At 44.3% G+C, this 16,038-nt stretch carries 18 protein-coding genes; 11 read left to right on the top strand and 7 right to left on the bottom strand.

Going from position 1 to position 16,038, the window contains the following annotated elements; genetic code table 11:
• Positions 1 to 26 precede the first annotated feature (26 nt).
• The 3 genes from dinF to fghA all read left to right on the top strand — a co-directional run bounded on the left by dinF (position 27) and on the right by fghA (position 3,656).
• A complete protein-coding gene (dinF, locus tag ZX61_RS14345) occupies positions 27 to 1,364 on the top strand; it encodes an MATE family efflux transporter DinF (RefSeq protein ID WP_049845311.1) in 1,338 nt (445 codons plus the stop codon).
• Positions 1,365 to 1,593: 229 nt separating this feature from the next.
• Complete coding sequence (locus tag ZX61_RS14350) at positions 1,594 to 2,742, top strand: S-(hydroxymethyl)glutathione dehydrogenase/class III alcohol dehydrogenase (RefSeq protein ID WP_049845312.1); 1,149 nt, start codon at positions 1,594 to 1,596, stop codon at positions 2,740 to 2,742.
• Between the two features lie 74 nt (positions 2,743 to 2,816).
• Positions 2,817 to 3,656, top strand: coding sequence for an S-formylglutathione hydrolase (gene fghA, locus ZX61_RS14355; RefSeq protein ID WP_049845313.1), 840 nt, complete (start codon positions 2,817 to 2,819; stop codon positions 3,654 to 3,656).
• A gap of 63 nt (positions 3,657 to 3,719) precedes the next feature.
• On the opposite strand, the gene sthA is transcribed toward fghA, so the two are convergent.
• Positions 3,720 to 5,150, bottom strand: coding sequence for a Si-specific NAD(P)(+) transhydrogenase (gene sthA / locus ZX61_RS14360; protein ID WP_074181705.1), 1,431 nt, complete (start codon positions 5,148 to 5,150; stop codon positions 3,720 to 3,722).
• A gap of 258 nt (positions 5,151 to 5,408) precedes the next feature.
• On the opposite strand from sthA, the gene fabR reads away from it, so the two are divergent.
• From fabR to ZX61_RS14390, 6 genes are all read left to right on the top strand, one after another.
• Positions 5,409 to 6,050, top strand: coding sequence for an HTH-type transcriptional repressor FabR (gene fabR, locus ZX61_RS14365; RefSeq protein ID WP_049845315.1), 642 nt, complete (start codon positions 5,409 to 5,411; stop codon positions 6,048 to 6,050).
• A complete protein-coding gene (locus ZX61_RS14370; RefSeq protein WP_049845316.1) occupies positions 6,050 to 6,439 on the top strand; it encodes a YijD family membrane protein in 390 nt (129 codons plus the stop codon). Before fabR ends, ZX61_RS14370 begins: the two co-directional genes overlap by 1 nt.
• A 286-nt stretch (positions 6,440 to 6,725) precedes the next feature.
• Positions 6,726 to 7,988, top strand: a complete 1,263-nt coding sequence (locus tag ZX61_RS14375; protein WP_049845317.1) for a tyrosine-type recombinase/integrase — start codon at positions 6,726 to 6,728, stop codon at positions 7,986 to 7,988.
• Between the two features lie 135 nt (positions 7,989 to 8,123).
• Complete coding sequence (locus ZX61_RS14380; RefSeq protein ID WP_049845318.1) at positions 8,124 to 8,429, top strand: hypothetical protein; 306 nt, start codon at positions 8,124 to 8,126, stop codon at positions 8,427 to 8,429.
• Complete coding sequence (locus tag ZX61_RS14385) at positions 8,422 to 9,663, top strand: PfkB family carbohydrate kinase (RefSeq protein ID WP_049845319.1); 1,242 nt, start codon at positions 8,422 to 8,424, stop codon at positions 9,661 to 9,663. Before ZX61_RS14380 ends, ZX61_RS14385 begins: the two co-directional genes overlap by 8 nt.
• Positions 9,653 to 10,249 carry a 7-cyano-7-deazaguanine synthase gene (locus tag ZX61_RS14390; protein ID WP_200904249.1) on the top strand — a complete coding sequence of 199 codons (597 nt, stop codon included), beginning with the start codon at positions 9,653 to 9,655 and terminating at the stop codon, positions 10,247 to 10,249. Before ZX61_RS14385 ends, ZX61_RS14390 begins: the two co-directional genes overlap by 11 nt.
• Positions 10,250 to 10,257: 8 nt before the next feature.
• Here the strand turns inward: ZX61_RS14390 and ZX61_RS14395 are convergent, their stop codons facing one another.
• Entirely contained in the window at positions 10,258 to 11,031 is a 774-nt protein-coding gene (locus ZX61_RS14395; RefSeq protein WP_049845320.1) for an 8-oxoguanine DNA glycosylase, read from the bottom strand.
• A 36-nt stretch (positions 11,032 to 11,067) separates the two neighbouring features.
• Positions 11,068 to 11,619: a hypothetical protein gene (locus ZX61_RS14400; RefSeq protein ID WP_150115010.1), complete on the bottom strand. Its 552-nt coding sequence runs from the start codon at positions 11,617 to 11,619 to the stop codon at positions 11,068 to 11,070.
• Between the two features lie 192 nt (positions 11,620 to 11,811).
• Between ZX61_RS14400 and ZX61_RS14405 the strand changes: the two genes are divergently transcribed.
• A complete protein-coding gene (locus ZX61_RS14405) occupies positions 11,812 to 13,035 on the top strand; it encodes a hypothetical protein (RefSeq protein ID WP_049845322.1) in 1,224 nt (407 codons plus the stop codon).
• A gap of 270 nt (positions 13,036 to 13,305) precedes the next feature.
• Entirely contained in the window at positions 13,306 to 14,013 is a 708-nt protein-coding gene (locus ZX61_RS14410; protein ID WP_049845323.1) for an inovirus Gp2 family protein, read from the top strand.
• Positions 14,014 to 14,081: 68 nt separating this feature from the next.
• Here ZX61_RS14410 and ZX61_RS14415 read toward each other — a convergent pair whose 3' ends face one another.
• The 4 genes from ZX61_RS14415 to radC form a co-directional block, all read right to left on the bottom strand.
• Positions 14,082 to 14,363 (bottom strand): hypothetical protein, encoded by a 282-nt coding sequence (locus tag ZX61_RS14415; RefSeq protein WP_049845324.1) that lies wholly within the window; start codon positions 14,361 to 14,363, stop codon positions 14,082 to 14,084.
• 187 nt (positions 14,364 to 14,550) lie between these two features.
• Positions 14,551 to 14,994 (bottom strand): DUF2787 domain-containing protein, encoded by a 444-nt coding sequence (locus ZX61_RS14420; protein WP_049845325.1) that lies wholly within the window; start codon positions 14,992 to 14,994, stop codon positions 14,551 to 14,553.
• Between the two features lie 37 nt (positions 14,995 to 15,031).
• Positions 15,032 to 15,481 carry a DUF2787 family protein gene (locus tag ZX61_RS14425; protein ID WP_049845326.1) on the bottom strand — a complete coding sequence of 150 codons (450 nt, stop codon included), beginning with the start codon at positions 15,479 to 15,481 and terminating at the stop codon, positions 15,032 to 15,034.
• The gene (gene radC, locus ZX61_RS14430; protein ID WP_049845327.1) at positions 15,478 to 15,939 is read right to left on the bottom strand and encodes a RadC family protein; all 462 of its coding nucleotides are present in this window, start codon (positions 15,937 to 15,939) and stop codon (positions 15,478 to 15,480) included. Before radC ends, ZX61_RS14425 begins: the two co-directional genes overlap by 4 nt.
• Between the last annotated feature and the right edge of the window lie 99 nt (positions 15,940 to 16,038).

Genomic DNA, 16,038 nt, shown 5'->3' on the forward strand with positions numbered 1-16,038 from the left:
CACTCAATTTTAATCAGAGTGGCGACGTGCAAATTCTTCAAACCCTTTCTAATCGTACCGTACACAAGCAAGTCTTGTTGCTTGCTATACCTATGGTGCTTTCCAATATTACCGTTCCATTGCTTGGGCTGGTTGATGCCGCTGTGATAGGCCACCTTGAACATGCTTGGTATCTGGGTGGCGTTGCGTTAGGCAGCACGATGATCAGCGTGACGTTTTGGCTGTTGGGCTTTTTGCGTATGTCGACCACGGGGCTTGCGGCTCAGTCGTATGGTGCCGCGAGCAAACATCAGCTTGGCTTGGTCTTTACCCAAGGCATGACAATGGCCCTTGGTTTTGCCGCACTTTTTCTGCTCTTCCATCAAACAATCGCACAATGGGTGTTCAGCTATAGTGATGCCAGTGAGCAAGTAAAGCATTATGGTGCACAGTACTTTGCTATCCGCGCTTGGAGTGCGCCAGCCGCATTGGCTAATTTTGTTTTACTGGGATGGTTGCTCGGAACGCAAAATGCCAAAGCTCCGATGTGGATGGTGATCATAGCCAACGTTACTAATATCCTACTCGATGTACTATTTGTGATTGGTTTCGGTTGGAAAGTCGAGGGCGCGGCATTGGCTTCTGTGATTGCGGACTACACCGGAATGAGCTTTGGTCTGATTTGCGTATGGCGTAAATGGACCCGGGACAGCCTACCGCCAGTGTTGAACTTGATTAAAGACACCACCAATGGATTGAGTCGCTTTGTTAAGCTCAATCGAGATATCTTTTTACGTTCACTCTGCTTGCAAGCCACCTTTACCTTTATGACGTTCCAAGGCGCGAGTTTCGGCGATGAAATCGTTGCTGCTAATGCTGTGTTGATGAGTTTTCTGATGATGATTTCTTACGGCATGGATGGATTCGCCTATGCGATGGAAGCTATGGTAGGTAAAGCCATTGGTGCGAAAGACCGAGAGCAGCTCAATCAATCGCTCATAGGCACCTTTTTCTGGAGCTTGGTCATCTGTGGATTACTGACTTTAGCATTTGGTCTTCTGGGATCGAATCTGATCGGATTGATCACTGATATTTCAGCCGTTCATGTTTTGGCGATGGAGTATTTGCCATGGTTGATTGCCATGCCGCTTGTGTCGATGTGGTGCTTTCTATTTGATGGCATCTTTGTTGGCGCAACAAAAGGTAAAGAGATGCGCAACAGCATGTTCTTATCAACCTGTGCCTTTTTTGCGATTTTCTATCTATCGATGGATTTAGGTAATCACGCTCTGTGGCTAGCTATGTTGAGCTTTATGGCCATGCGTGGTTTAACTTTAGCGATAATCTTAACCCTCCAGTGGCGGAGAAACACTTTTCTCGCCTAAGTAAAAGATACCAGCCGAGTCAATGCACTCGGCTTTTTTCTATCTCTACTAGGGTCAACAGGCCCTAAGATTATTACCTATGCGTAAAAATGATTTTCAAAAAGGTGGGATTATCAAATTTCTATTAGGGCCTAAAATACTCAGCAACAAAACGACGCAGCGCAGTGTGAGTTCCTCAACTACGCTTATGACGTCCCTATATACATAAAATATAAAGAGGAAGTATCCAATGGCGCTTGAAATCAAACCTGGTCAAACTCACATTAAATCAAAAGCAATGGTGGCGTGGGCTGCTGGTGAACCGCTGAAAATGGAAGAAGTTGATGTACAACTTCCTAAAGCTGGAGAAGTGCTAGTACGTATCGTAGCAACTGGTGTTTGTCACACTGACGCATTCACCCTATCAGGTGATGATCCTGAAGGTATCTTCCCTTCGATTTTGGGACATGAAGGTGGCGGTATCGTCGAAATGGTTGGCGAGGGTGTTACTAGCGTTGAAGTTGGTGACCACGTTATTCCGCTATACACAGCAGAGTGTGGTGAGTGCAAGTTCTGTAAGTCGGGTAAAACTAACTTATGTCAGGCGGTTCGCGAAACCCAAGGTAAAGGTCTAATGCCAGACGGCACAAGCCGTTTCTCAATTAACGGCGAGACCATCTTCCATTACATGGGCTGTTCTACTTTCTCTGAGTACACGGTACTGCCAGAAATTTCTCTAGCGAAAGTAAACAAAGAGGCACCGCTTGAAGAAGTTTGTCTTCTGGGCTGTGGTGTTACCACTGGTATGGGCGCGGTACTAAATACAGCGAAAGTAGAAAAAGGCGACACGGTTGCTATCTTCGGTCTAGGTGGTATCGGTCTATCTGCAATTATTGGTGCTCGTATGGCTGGTGCAAGCCGTATCATCGGTATTGATATCAACGAGAGCAAATTTGACCTAGCAAAACAACTTGGTGCGACGGATGTTATTAATCCGCAAAACTTTGATAAACCAATCCAAGAAGTGATTGTTGAGATGACGGACGGTGGCGTAGATTACTCATTCGAATGTATCGGTAACGTCAACGTGATGCGTCAAGCATTAGAGTGCTGCCATAAAGGGTGGGGTGAATCTGTCATCATTGGTGTTGCCGGTGCAGGTCAAGAGATCTCAACCCGTCCATTCCAGTTAGTCACAGGACGAGTATGGCGAGGTAGTGCATTCGGTGGTGTGAAAGGTCGCTCTGAACTCCCAGAAATCGTAAACCGTTACATGGCGGGTGAATTCGGCCTGCAAGAATTCATCACTCACACCATGGGGCTGCAAGACGTAAACGAAGCGTTTGAGTTGATGCACAAAGGTGAATCAATCCGTACTGTTCTGCATATGGATAAGTAACAAAGTTAAACCGATAGACACAGCGCCCTGAACGATGGGCGTTGTTGTAGTTTGAATTTTAATCTGGGGTTGTTATGACCATTGAAAATGTAAGCCAAGCCAAGGTTTTTGGTGGTTGGCACAAGCAGTACACGCATGATTCTGATGTTCTAAATTGCAATATGCGCTTCGCAATCTTTTTGCCACCCAACGCAACCAAAGCCAAACCCGTTCCTGTGCTTTACTGGTTATCAGGCCTAACTTGCACCGACGAAAACTTTATGCAAAAGGCAGGGGCGCTTCGCCGGGCTGCTGAATTAGGTATTGCCATCGTAGCGCCGGATACTAGTCCTAGGGGTGGAGACGTCGCAGATGATAAAGGTTACGATCTAGGGCAAGGTGCTGGTTTTTATCTTAATGCAACTCAAGAGCCTTGGTCTCGTCACTATCATATGTATGACTATGTCACTCAAGAGCTGCCATCTTTGATTGAAGCTAACTTCCCAGTTTCGTCGATTAAGTCCATTGCTGGGCATAGTATGGGCGGACACGGCGCGTTGACTATAGGGCTAAAAAACTCACAGCAGTACCGCTCAATTTCTGCGTTTAGTCCGATCAGTAATCCAATGCAGTGTCCTTGGGGGCAAAAAGCGTTTAATGCCTACCTAGGTAATGACTTTGAGGCTTGGCGAGAGTATGACGCCAGTGAGTTGTTAAAGCAGGCACAAGCAAAGCTGCCGATTTTAGTCGACCAAGGCGATGCGGATAGCTTTCTGGTTGAGCAACTAAAGCCACAAGCATTGATTGCCGCAGCGAAAACCCATGATTCTGACGTTGAAGTGAGAATGCAGTCGGGCTATGACCACAGCTACTACTTCATTTCGAGCTTTATTGATCAGCATCTAGAGTTTCATGCTACCTATCTGAATCAATAATTTAGCAAACTAAAAAGCCGCAACTTAATTTAGTTGCGGCTTTTTATACTTAGCTAGTTGGTATTAAAACAAACGGTTAAGCCCATTAAGTGCTGCTACGCGGTAAGCCTCGGCCATAGTGGGGTAGTTGAAGGTGGTGTTAACGAAGTACTCGATAGTATTCGCTTCCCCTTTCTGTTCCATGATAGCTTGACCGATGTGAATGATTTCTGCCGCGCGCTCACCAAAACAGTGAATACCGAGAATCTCTTTCGTTTCACGGTGGAAGAGAATCTTTAAGCTACCAATATCTTTCCCCGCGATCTGGGCGCGAGCTAAGTGTTTGAAAGAAGAGCGTCCAACTTCATAAGGTACTTTCGCGGCGGTTAACTCTTGCTCTGTTTTACCCACAGAGCTGATCTCTGGAATGGTATAAATACCAGTTGGAATATCGTCAATCAGGTTGCCGTCAGCTTTGCCCTTAGTAATCGCTTGAGCAACGAAGCGGCCTTGGTCATAAGCTGCACTTGCTAGGCTTGGGTAGCCAATGACATCTCCGACCGCGTAAACATGTTCAACCTCGGTCTGATAGTTACCATCGACTTTTAGTTGCCCGCGCGAATCTGCTTTTAGCCCAATGGCCGTCAGATGTAGTTTGTCTGTGTTACCTGTACGTCCATTGGCGTATAGGATGCAGTCAGCACGCATTTTCTTGCCCGATTCTAGGTGAACAATCACCCCATCATCCGTGCCTTCAATTTTCTCAAATGTTTCATCATTGCGAATCACAACACCACTGTTCCAGAAGTGGTATGACAATGCATCTGAAACTTCATTGTCTAGGAAAGCAAGTAGGCGATCTCGGGTGTTGATTAGATCTGTCTTTACTCCTAAGCCACGGAAGATAGAGGCGTACTCACAACCGATAACTCCTGCACCGTAGATGATGATATGACGAGGATCGTGTTTCAGGCTTAGAATTGAGTCGCTGTCATAGATACGCTCATGCATAAAGTCGACATTGTCTGGTTGGTATGGTCGAGATCCAGTCGCAATAACAAAACGATCGGCACTGTAGGTCTCTTCTGTGCCATCGCTTTGCATCACGGCAATAGTATATTTATCGATAAAGCGAGCAGTGCCAAAAATCAACGAGCACTGGTTGCGGTCATAGAAACCTTGGCGAAGTCGTGTCTGTTTGTCAATCACCGATTTGGCATGGCCGAGAATGTTGGAAAAGGTTGAGTGTAGACTGGTGTTATTATGACAAAACAGAGGGTTGTTGTTGAACTCGATAATCCGGCTGACTGCATGACGTAAAGCTTTTGAAGGAATAGTCCCCCAGTGAGTACAGCCACCACCGACACTGCTTTCCTTTTCTACAATGGCAACATCTAAGCCCGCTTTGGTTAATCCCATCGCTGCCCCTTCACCTCCGGGGCCACTACCAATAACGATTACATCAAAGTGATTGCTCTGGGCCATAGTTTCTTCCTTGTTATAGATTCTTAACATTGCTTTAGCGAGATTTTAACTGATTCCGCTACAGCGTACACCTAAAGCATACTAGACAGTCGTCGAGATCACGCCGAACCAAGCAAATAGATTAAAGGGTATGTTGTATGTCTCTTATTAGGGTGGAAAAGATTGAATTCTTAATTCAACTCGGTTTAATTGCCACTTGGTCATCAATGCGAAAGATTTTGGCTTATCTCCTTAGGTCAATCGTTGTATATTAATGGTTATCGAAGTTAGAAAAATAGAACAATAACTATGAAATCCATGGGAATCCGTGCTCAGCAGAAAGAGAAAACGCGTCGCTCGTTGATTGACGCTGCATTCAGTCAGCTTAGTGCTGATCGAAGTTTTTCCAACCTGAGTTTGCGTGAAGTGGCGCGAGAAGCGGGCATCGCTCCAACTTCGTTTTATCGCCACTTTAAAGATATGGATGAGCTAGGGTTGACCATGGTAGACGAAGGGGGCCTGCTACTGCGTCAACTTATGCGCCAAGCTCGCCAGCGTATCGTCAAAGAGGGTAGTGTGATTCGCACTTCGGTTGAGACCTTTATGGAATTCATCGAAAGCAGTCCTAACGTTTTCCGACTATTATTACGTGAACGTTCGGGCACCTCGTTTGACTTTCGTACTGCCGTAGCTCGAGAGATGCAACACTTTGTCGCCGAGATGACAGAGTACCTGATCAGTACAGGTATGGATCGTGATGAAGCTTTTGTTCAAGCAGAAGCGTCGGTCACGCTAGTATTTAGCTCAGGTGCGGAAGCTCTAGATTTAAATCGACGTGAACGCGATGAACTCGCTGAGCGTCTAATTATGCAGTTGCGAATGGTAGCCAAAGGGGCTTTCTGGTATCGCAAAGAACGTGAACGTAACCGATTAAAAGGTGGGGTAGATTAATGTCGAATGAAACAAACCAAGTTAATCGTGGTTCTGAGAAGAAAACACTGGTACTGGCACTGATTGCGGGTATGTGTGGTGACGCCATGTTGTCATGGCTCACTATGAGTGATGTCTCTTTCTCAATTTTTCCACTGATTGCGCTTGTTCTGTCAGTACAAGCGCTTTACCGAGAGTACCTAAGTAACCCAGTATCTGAAGACATTCCGTTAGTTGGCCTAGCGTGTTTCTTCGTTGGTGCATTTGGTCACTCGGCATTTGTTAAAGCTCAGTACCCAGACTCTGGCTCTAACATGTTAGCAATCTTTATTACCCTTGGCTTGCTCCTTTGGGTTGTGAAGAAGTTGGGCTTTTTGACTGCACCGTCGAAAGCGAAAGCTGAATCTTAATCGCAGTTATTTTAATAGATACAAAAAACGAGCCTGTCGGCTCGTTTTTTATTCGTGTCGTGTACGATTATGCTTTGCGTTCTAGCAGTACACCCGCTTCCATATGATGGGTAAATGATGTGATGAATCCAGTGGTGTCTATTAACGTCCCAAATTCAGTTCTAATATGTTGATATTAATGGCTTTGCTTGTGCTTGGTTGTCCAGTGGTGTTTCAGGAGATACAATAGAAACTCACCTGTCGCCGTACCCCACGCCGTACCCAGAATTCGAGAAGGTTGGTTATCATGACAAAGCGAATTAATAGCAATGCAACCTTGCAAGCGCTGAAGCCACAAGATAAAGAATACCTAATTCCAGATAAAAAAGTTGAAGGGCTTAATATTCGAGTTCGGCCAACTGGCACAATGACCTGGACGTTTCGCTATCAGGTGGGCAAGAAGCACGAAAAAATATCAATGGGGCGATACATAAAGTCTAAGCCAGAAACGGGTATGACTTTGGAACAAGCAAGACTAGAAGCTGGGCGATATCGTAGTTGGCTGGAAAATAACAGTAACCCGAAAGAAGAGCTTGCAAGAGAACGTCGTGAACAGGATGAAGCTAAGACGTTTGATGATGCATTTGCAAGCTTCGATGAGAAGCGCTTATCTAAACAGTTGCGTGGAGAGCAATCGAGAGCTGTCTACCTGAGAGATATCAAACCATTTATCGGCGCTATTAAGTTAGCAGACTTGAACATCGCAGATCTCAACAGAGTCTTTGATGCTAAAGTGGACAAGCAAGGAAAGCGTATGGCTGGCGCAATCGGCGTCTGCCATAAAATCATCAATCAGGTTATTAATCATGCCTTGGCGTTAAACATGCTCACTGCCCATCCAGCGCCGCAATTGAAAGCAAAAGATGTTGGCGGTGGTTCGAAAGTGACCAAACGAAATCTTAGTTTTTCGGAGCTAAAGATACTGTTGTCGAGCCTAGACACATGGCGTACAGATCCTGCCAATATCGGTTTATTCTCTTTCTTGCTTGGAAGCGGTCAGCGGATTAGCGCTGTACTTGAGATGCGTTGGAGTGAGCTAGATTTTGACAACAGAGTTTGGACATTGCCAGCTAGCTCTGAGGAGCGGCACACTAAGAGCCAAGATAGCCGCGAAATACCATTAAGTGATTATCTCATCGAATTATTACAAGAGCAGCGTAAAAACGTACCGCGCAAATGGAAATTGGTGTGGCCTCAAGTTACGGCTGATAAGGTCCAGCAAGCGTCCGCCGTGCGTGCTTTAATCAAACGAAATCTTCCAGAAGGCGTGGAGCGCTTCTCGCCTCATGATTTACGCCGTACCTTCATCAGTCGCTGTAGTGAAATGGGGCTTGATATTATCGCTATTGAAAAAGCGGTAGGCCACCAGCTTCCGGGTATGTTGAATGTATACAACCATCACGGTTACTTTGATGAGCAACTGGCTGTATTGCAGGCCTGGGGTGAGAAGCTACAAGAACTGACTATTGCTAACGTGGTTCCTTTGGAAAAGAAGAGATCATTGGCATAGTTTGTCTATTGATTACTTACATATTTATCCCTCTAATTTTCTTACACTTTAGTTCAACATTTTGACTGGTATAGCAAATTGATTGAATATCGAGTGTTACTATAACTCATTGGTTTTATAACTGGAGTTAAATGAATGGGTGGTTCAGGAGGAGGGTACACGCCCTCAGGAAGCAATACTGAGTGCCGTCGGCTAGAGTTTCAGGCGAACCTAAATTCACCTCAGGCGGCGATAGCAGCCTTGAATGTTGGTGATTTATTGCCTGTAGTCTTGCAACAACGAGTAGTAACTGTTCTACATAATGGTAGCCCCATTGGCTCAATCACAGGACCTAGAATACAACGGTTAGTTTCTTGTATTGAGAATGGCTACAGCTATGAAGCCGAGGTTGTATTTGTTAGTGGTGGAACATGTGCAGTAATGGTTCGATGCGATGAGTAAAAATATAAGTATTGTTGGAGGGGCGTACTTTGAGGAGTGCTGTTACCCGCGAAAACAGCTGTTCAGAGGGAGCGGTGTTCGTGCAGCTTGTCTTTTGAGTAGTTGGGACTGTTCAACCAGTTTAAGTACAGCGTGTGCCTCACTGAAAGATGAATTTGTTGATCTATCTGAACACCTTAAATTTGAACTGAAAGTTCAGGACAAACGTGAAGATGTTTTTTTTCGATATAGGCATCCTTTGTCCATACCAGAAATAGTTAATCTTCCAAGGCAATGTATACAATACGATTACGTTGTAGAGTCGGAGCTTGCGTTAGTATTCGGAATGTTGGAAGGGCGACCAATCGTTAATGCTCGAAGAGTTGTTTACGATCCTCAGGATGGGGCCAATGCGACTCACTTTTCAGATAATGGATCAAGTGCCAATGAAATTGCTATCGTTGTATCATACTCCGAAGGGAAGAAGTTAGCTGGTCATTCCGATCCTAAGGAAATTGCTGGTTATTTATTAGATCAGCCAAATGTAGTGGTCGCTATTGTGAAGTGTGGCCCTTCCGGAGCTTTGGTAGCCACTTCTGAATCGAAAGAATGGATACATGCCTTTCCCACAAAATCAGTTTTTAAAGTAGGTTCTGGAGACGTTTTTTCTAGTACTTTTGCCTATGAGTGGCTCACTGTAGGTTCATCAGCAATAGAGTCAGCCTGGATAGCTTCTAGAGTAACAGCAGAGTATGTCGAAACTGGCTTGGATAAGATTAGCATTGATAGGTTTAATGAGCTGAAAAAGGAGGCGTTGCAAGCACAGGATGGTTGCATAGAACATTCCTTCAAAAACATCCCTTCGACACAGATTTACTTAGCCGGACCTTTTTTTAACACTGCTGAACAATGGAGAATTGATGAGATAAGAGATTCATTGATAGATATGGGCTTCTCGGTTTTTTCTCCAATCCATGATGTTGGAGAAGGAGAAGTACATGATATAGCACAAGCAGACCTCAAGGGCTTAGATGAGTCAGGGGTAGTATTGGCTATTTTAGATGGTATGGACTGCGGTACAATTTTTGAAATTGGATACGCTAGGGCAAAAGATATTCCTGTTGTTGTTATCGCTGAGTTTGTGGACTCCAGACATTTAACGATGCTTACAGGCTCAGGGTGTATTGTAACTGATGACTTCTCTTCAGGTGTGTATAAAGCTGGTTGGGTGGTAATGGGGGAGAATGTTGAATAGTGTATTGCTTTTGTCTGGAGGGTTGGACTCTATTGCTATTGCTGCATGGAAAAGACCCAGGTATGGATTAACCATTAACTATGGACAAATTACAGCACAAGCCGAGATTAATGCATCGTCACAAGTCGCATCGGAGCTTGGTATTGAGCATGTGGTGCTTGATGTAGGCTTATCTTCATTAGGTTCAGGAGCTATGGCTGAAGATCATTCTGAGTCAGTTAGTAATAACGCGGAGTTTTGGCCTTTTAGAAATCAGATGCTTATTACTATTGCATCAATGTTTGCAACTAAGAAAGGGTGTGACGAAGTACTTATTGGAACGGTTTCAACTGATAGTAGGCATCGTGACGGAACTGGACACTTTCTAGATTCAATTGATGAGCTTATAGCATATCAAGAAGGTGGTATACGAGTATCTGCGCCAGCAAAATGTTTAACAACAGCTGAACTTGTCCAGATTTCAAAGGTGTCCATGGAAACTTTATCTTGGGGGCATTCATGCCATACAGGTAATCTTGCATGTGGTCACTGCCCTGGGTGTCTACAGCACTCGGAAGTTATGGCGAAGCTCGGTATTGAAAGGTAGGACGATCGCTATTTGGAGGCTATGGTTTCTTTGTAACACTTTAAAGCTGTATGTCCGTAAAGTCTCATTTGGTCCCACAGAAAACAATCGAAACTAGATGGCTTCACTCCCGCATTCACACAAAAATCAATGAAGAGTTGCTCCATATCAAAATAGTCCTTTTCCACTTTGTGCTGTTTGCTAAAGAGACCAAATATGACTCCTGCACGCAAGATGTGGATATCTATTATTGCGACATCATCAGCATCAGAGTAATTACGAGCTATCCATCCTGCAGTTTTAGCGCCGATGCCACGAATATTAAGAAGGTCATTGCGCAGCTCTTTGCCTGTTAGCGACTCTATATGCCTATTTTGTAAGTAACTCATTGCTCCAGAAATATAGGTGGCTTTTTGTTTAGGGTAGCGATACCTTTTGTTTTTTCCATTGATGGTAATTGGAGCCTCTAGGACTTCCCGCCATTTGGTTTCTGACGTTTCTAGTTGTTCAATGAGGCCATGGTTTTTGCACATTTCGAATGCGGCTGTTGCTAGCTCAGCAGTAATTCCAAAGCCACCTAACATGCAAAAAACCACTTCTTCCTTTAAGTCTCCTTTGCATAGCTTATTTGGCTGAACCGAACTGGAATTTGGCTCCATAAGAAACTGTGAAATCCAGAAAGCAGGGGTAAACAACTCGGTACAGCATCCCCACTTGATTCCGTTTATTAACTCTCGATTTGGTGCTGGTAGAGCTACTGAATGTTGTTCGCCACCGATCCAGTATGTAACAGTCTGGTTCACTAGTAAGCCACCTTGTTTGATCTTTCACTTATCAGTTTAATTGCTATCATTGGAGCGCTCTTTTTCGTTTGACTCACAAACTCTTTTTTCTGCAGCCGTTAGACGATCTTTGAAAGAGTCTGCTGAAGTAGCTTTGAAATTATCCCGAGGTACAGCGGCACCTTTCTTTAGCTTTTGAGCTTCTACCTTGGTTTGGTATGTTTGATTAATTAGGTCTGTTAACACTTGCTTCATCGACGCGTTGGGTATGCTGCTTTTTTTAGCAAGCTCTTTCAGTTGCTTATGCGTTCTAGAGTCTAAGGATAGGTTGTAATGTTTTTTACCTTCTCTTGACTTTTTTGCCCGCCAAGTAGCACTCATGTTGACTATGAAATATTGACCAACACTTCCGATCTGGTTGAGATCTTCAATCAGATTATTGAATTTGCTTAAGCTTAGTTCACTTAGTGGGGAGTATCCCGCCAATAGCTCAGCAACCTTCCTTTCAATTTCTGTACTCTCTGCTTTCACCTTGAAATAGTTTCTGGCCCATTCAATGTTGTTCCCTTGCCATTTAAAGCTATCAGGTAACTTTTTCTTCTTCGTCATATGCTCACTATCTTGGTCAAGATAAAAATAAAACGAGTATAGCATACCTATATAGCTAAGATATGAAATTATGTTGCATCATTGCTATAAACTAGCATACGAGATGACCAATGAAACATTGCTATGTGACATGCAAATATATACTATTCATACAGGTAGTTATTATAGAATTTAATGTAAGAAATTGTACCAATGCTAACTAGATTTTTGTTGATTAACTTTGAGTATGTGACACCAGAAATGAGGTTGCTAATTGCAGGCTTGTTGATTGATTTTTATCGTAAGGGAGAGTTTTCAGCACCGGTTAAACAGATACAAAAAAGATACGGAGTTACATTACATACTGTTAATAGAACACTAAGGTATCTAGTACAATCAGGGTACGTAGATCGTACAAACCTGCCACACAGGAGAGGAAGACCAGTTGGGAGGTATGTGTTTACTTCAGTTATGAAGAGGAAAGTAGAAACAGTACCAAAATGGGTCGAGTCTCTATCTACGTCAACTTTCTGGAAGCAGGTTATTCGACAGTTAGTGGTTTCGAATGATGAAGTTGTTCAGGATGAAAAGTATTCAGCATCGAACAGATATTTAGTTTGTATGCTGGCTTTATTTTCGAATGAGACTGGTGTCGTGACTAAGCTTCCCGCTGCACAACTACGCAAAATTACTGGTTTCACAGCTTTACGGTTACGCTCTCAACTAGCGACACTTAAAGAGAAGAAGGTGCTGATAAGTTACACCGGAGGGGTTACTGGCAAGTACCTCTTTGGTAAAGCAGAGGGTATTTACTTCTTAAACACTGAGCAAGTTGCACGTTTATTGAATGTCCCGAAGCCCGTAACGCCGTTTAGAACGAGAAAATTTGTGGCAGTTACTCCAGAGAGAGGGATGTACGTTGTTAAAAGACTTGTCCGCACTGCATTGTTAGTGCAAGAAGAGTCAAAAGAAGGAAAACGAAGACTTGCCGTTGAAGAGGCAGAACAAAGAAAGTTCTGGGATTATGACCGAGAGGAATTTAGTCAAATTGCCCAGCTTTTTTCTGATAGGAGCGATACGAGGGTATCAGACTATTTGCAAACAAAGTTGGACATCTATGTTGCACGTGGCTTCACTATAAACTCAAAATATAGCAAAGAAGAAGTACCGCGAGCTCTTTCTCAGGAGTTAAAGGAAGACATTATAACTGATTGTATGCCTAGTAAGTGGAGTGAAGCGGGTAAGCTTAATTTTGTAGAAGATCCTTACTTTAATAAGGCTTTGTTTTCTGTATTTGCTGACATGATTATCAGAATTGTTCAGGGTATATGTAACACTTATACAGCACTATATGGATTAGAATTACGTAGTGATCGTGTGTATCGGATTGTTCCTTTTGAAACCGGTTCGGCTATTGAAGTGTATGAGTGGCCGTAAGAAGTTTATTCCAGAGCACTTTCTCAAATGACCACATCAACAAACCTTACGATTTTGGATCTTACATCGCCACGTTTGATGGTGCATCGTGATGCGCGAAAGTTCGGTTTGGTAATATTAGTAGCAATCCCTAATTAATAACATTAATAGCTCTCCCTAAGAGAGCTTATAAGTAAGACAGTAATCAAGCATAGCCAGTCCATAGTGACTGGCTGATTATGGTAAAAAATAAACCTGATCCAACTGCTATGTCGAGCAAGAGGATCAGCGATGAGAAAATTCAACAAGCAATACTTTCCGAAGGAACACCACGGAGCCACTTACCAGGGGTATGACGTGTTACCTGGCTACAGCATGGGGCAGGATTACTTAGCGGCATTGTTTCGCGTAATGAGGTTAGCCACTGGACGCTATGCCAGGGTGTGTATGTTTCGATTTGACCTACATTTATCGGAGCAACCAGATTGTCCAGATTACCCTTCAGAGTACGATACAGACGTGATAAGCAAAGCGATTCAGTCATTAAGGGCGAAGAGTCACGCTAGGTGCAAACGTAAGCAAAAGGACGGCAGTCTGCGCCATTTTACCGACATCTATTTCGTGTGGGCAAAAGAGATCAATAAGTCGAATCAGCCGCACTATCATGTTGCTCTGTTTGTTAACAAAGACGTATACAGGGGATTTGGAGATTATCAGTCTGATAAAGACAGCATGGGCAGCATGATTATTGAAGCGCATGCCAGCGCTTTAAAGCGCCCAGTCGAGGAAGTGTCAACGCTGGTGAATTTTGCAGTAGGTAAAAAAAAGAGTGAACGTAGAGAGACTGATGACCCGCCAGTGCTCTATCTCGATCGTAATTCTGAACAGTTTAATGCGCAGTTCAATCGGGTGTTTACGCGTGTGAGCTATCTATGCAAGCGGGAGACAAAGTACTTTGGTAACCGCACCAAGAACTTCGGTAGCAGTCGCGGTGGATAACTTCGTTGCTACGAGTGTGCGAAAGGGCAAAAAAATCAGGTACTACTTGCGTACCTGATTTGCTCATCTTAAAGCCTGAAATCTGCTTTAAGGTTTGCGTACTGCTGCTCTAGCTTGTCTTTGGCTTGCTGCTTACGAACGATAAGTGGCACACGGTCACTCATGCGGTTAGCTACCTCATCAACGTTTGCTAGTTCAGACTGATACCAGCTATCTAGCTCAGCTTGAATCTGTTGCGGGCTCAGCGTGTGCTTGATGCTGGTTACACTCAACTGCTGAATGGCGTCAGAGGCCGCAGCGCTGGTGGATAGAGCTAGTAGAGTTGCTGATACAAGGGTAGTGATTCTCATGATATTTCCTCAAGGTTAGGGATGCAGCACGGATGTGTTGCATAGTGCTAGTTTGAATTTACAGGGTGTTCTGGCAGTGGGTGCCGTATGGGATAAGTCGGGTTGTGGTGGGTGTAATTGTCGAAATGTGAAAAAAGACGTTTTTTCTTAATAATATGCTTGCAAGACTTGTTTATTTACGATTGGTCTAGCTTGCGTTCACGGTGATGCTATCGAAGGCATCCATATCCAGATAAGCCAAAAAGTTCGCTTGCCAGGCGCGGTAGAGCTCGATGAATCCAGAGCTGTTTATTTTTTGCCAGCCAATACCCGTCGCAAAGGCCATCTGGTTTGCAATATCAAAGTCGATATCACGCTCTAGCTCTGGGTAACTAAGGCCAAAGTAAGCGAAGTCTGTGATGTAGTTGATGTGCCATTTATCATCACTGCCTTGCGTGATAGAAATCTCCACTGGATGATAGCCACCAGCCTCGCTGCTGTAGCTGGTGTCGCGGTAGTTCAGCGTGAACGAACGTGGCACATCGTCAGCTGCTGTCTTTTGCACTTGCTCAATGATCGCCTTGTAGAAAGCATCAGAGATCGGTAACACGCAGCGATGGAACTGCATTTTGGTACTGTTGATGGTAGTCATGAGGTACTCCTTCGAGTCGTTTGAATGGAAAGTTGGATTAGCGTGGGTGATTGAGCGGCTGAGATTGAACGCTGACTAGTGACGCTCGAATGTCATCAAAGCCAGACTCGTTTATTTGCTTCATCACGGAGCGCTCATACGCAGCATAGAGCTCAGTCACTTTAGGTTGATGTAGGTCACATCGGCTGATATCAGGTTGATAGAACCAGCTTCGCAAGAAGTTAAAGTACAGCTCAACCTCCACATTGTTTGCCTGTTCATCGGGGTATGAGAAGCTGGCAATAAACACAATGCGCCACACTGGATTGCAACCATCTTTTTGTTTTTCTAGCTGAATCTCCAGCGGGTGAAAGCCTTTTCTGCTTTGGTAGTAGCTGTGAACGCGAAAGTTAAGCACGATCCGTTTTGCATTGGTAGGAATGGCTAGCTGGCTGACAAGCGCTTGCAGGTAATGCACCAGCAACGGGTGTGGTTTGGTTTGACTCATAGCAGCCCCCTTTCAGCGAAAGAGACCGAATCTTCACCAATGATGATATGGTCCAATATCCGGATATCCACTAGTGCGAGAGCTTGCTTTAAACGCTCAGTAATGTGCTTGTCCGCTTGGGACGGCTCAGCTATTCCAGATGGATGGTTATGGGCAAGAATGACAGCTGCGGCGTTTTCTTTGAGCGTGAGCTTTACTACTTCACGTGGGTAGATGCTGGCAGCATCAATAGTGCCGTAGAATAGCTCTACATAGTCAATTAGTCGGTTTTGGTTATCCAACAACATAACCGCAAAGGTTTCTCGTTCAAGGCCTCCAAGTTTGAAGCGTAGGTACTCTTTTACTTTGTCTGGGTTGGCGTAGGTGTCGCCGCGCAGGTAGGTGTCTGCCAGGATTTCAGCCGCTTTTTCGAGTATCTGCTTGGCGGCGGTGGGGAGTGTCAATTCATAGTCGTACATGCCGTGTCCTCCTTCTATCAGCTAGGCAATGCACAACGATGATATGTATGTGAAATGTTTTTAAATCGAGCTGTAAGCGGATAAGAAAAGGTGGAGACG

This window comes from Vibrio sp. VPAP30 (genome assembly GCF_001188205.1).
Lineage (GTDB): Bacteria > Pseudomonadota > Gammaproteobacteria > Enterobacterales > Vibrionaceae > Vibrio > Vibrio bivalvicida.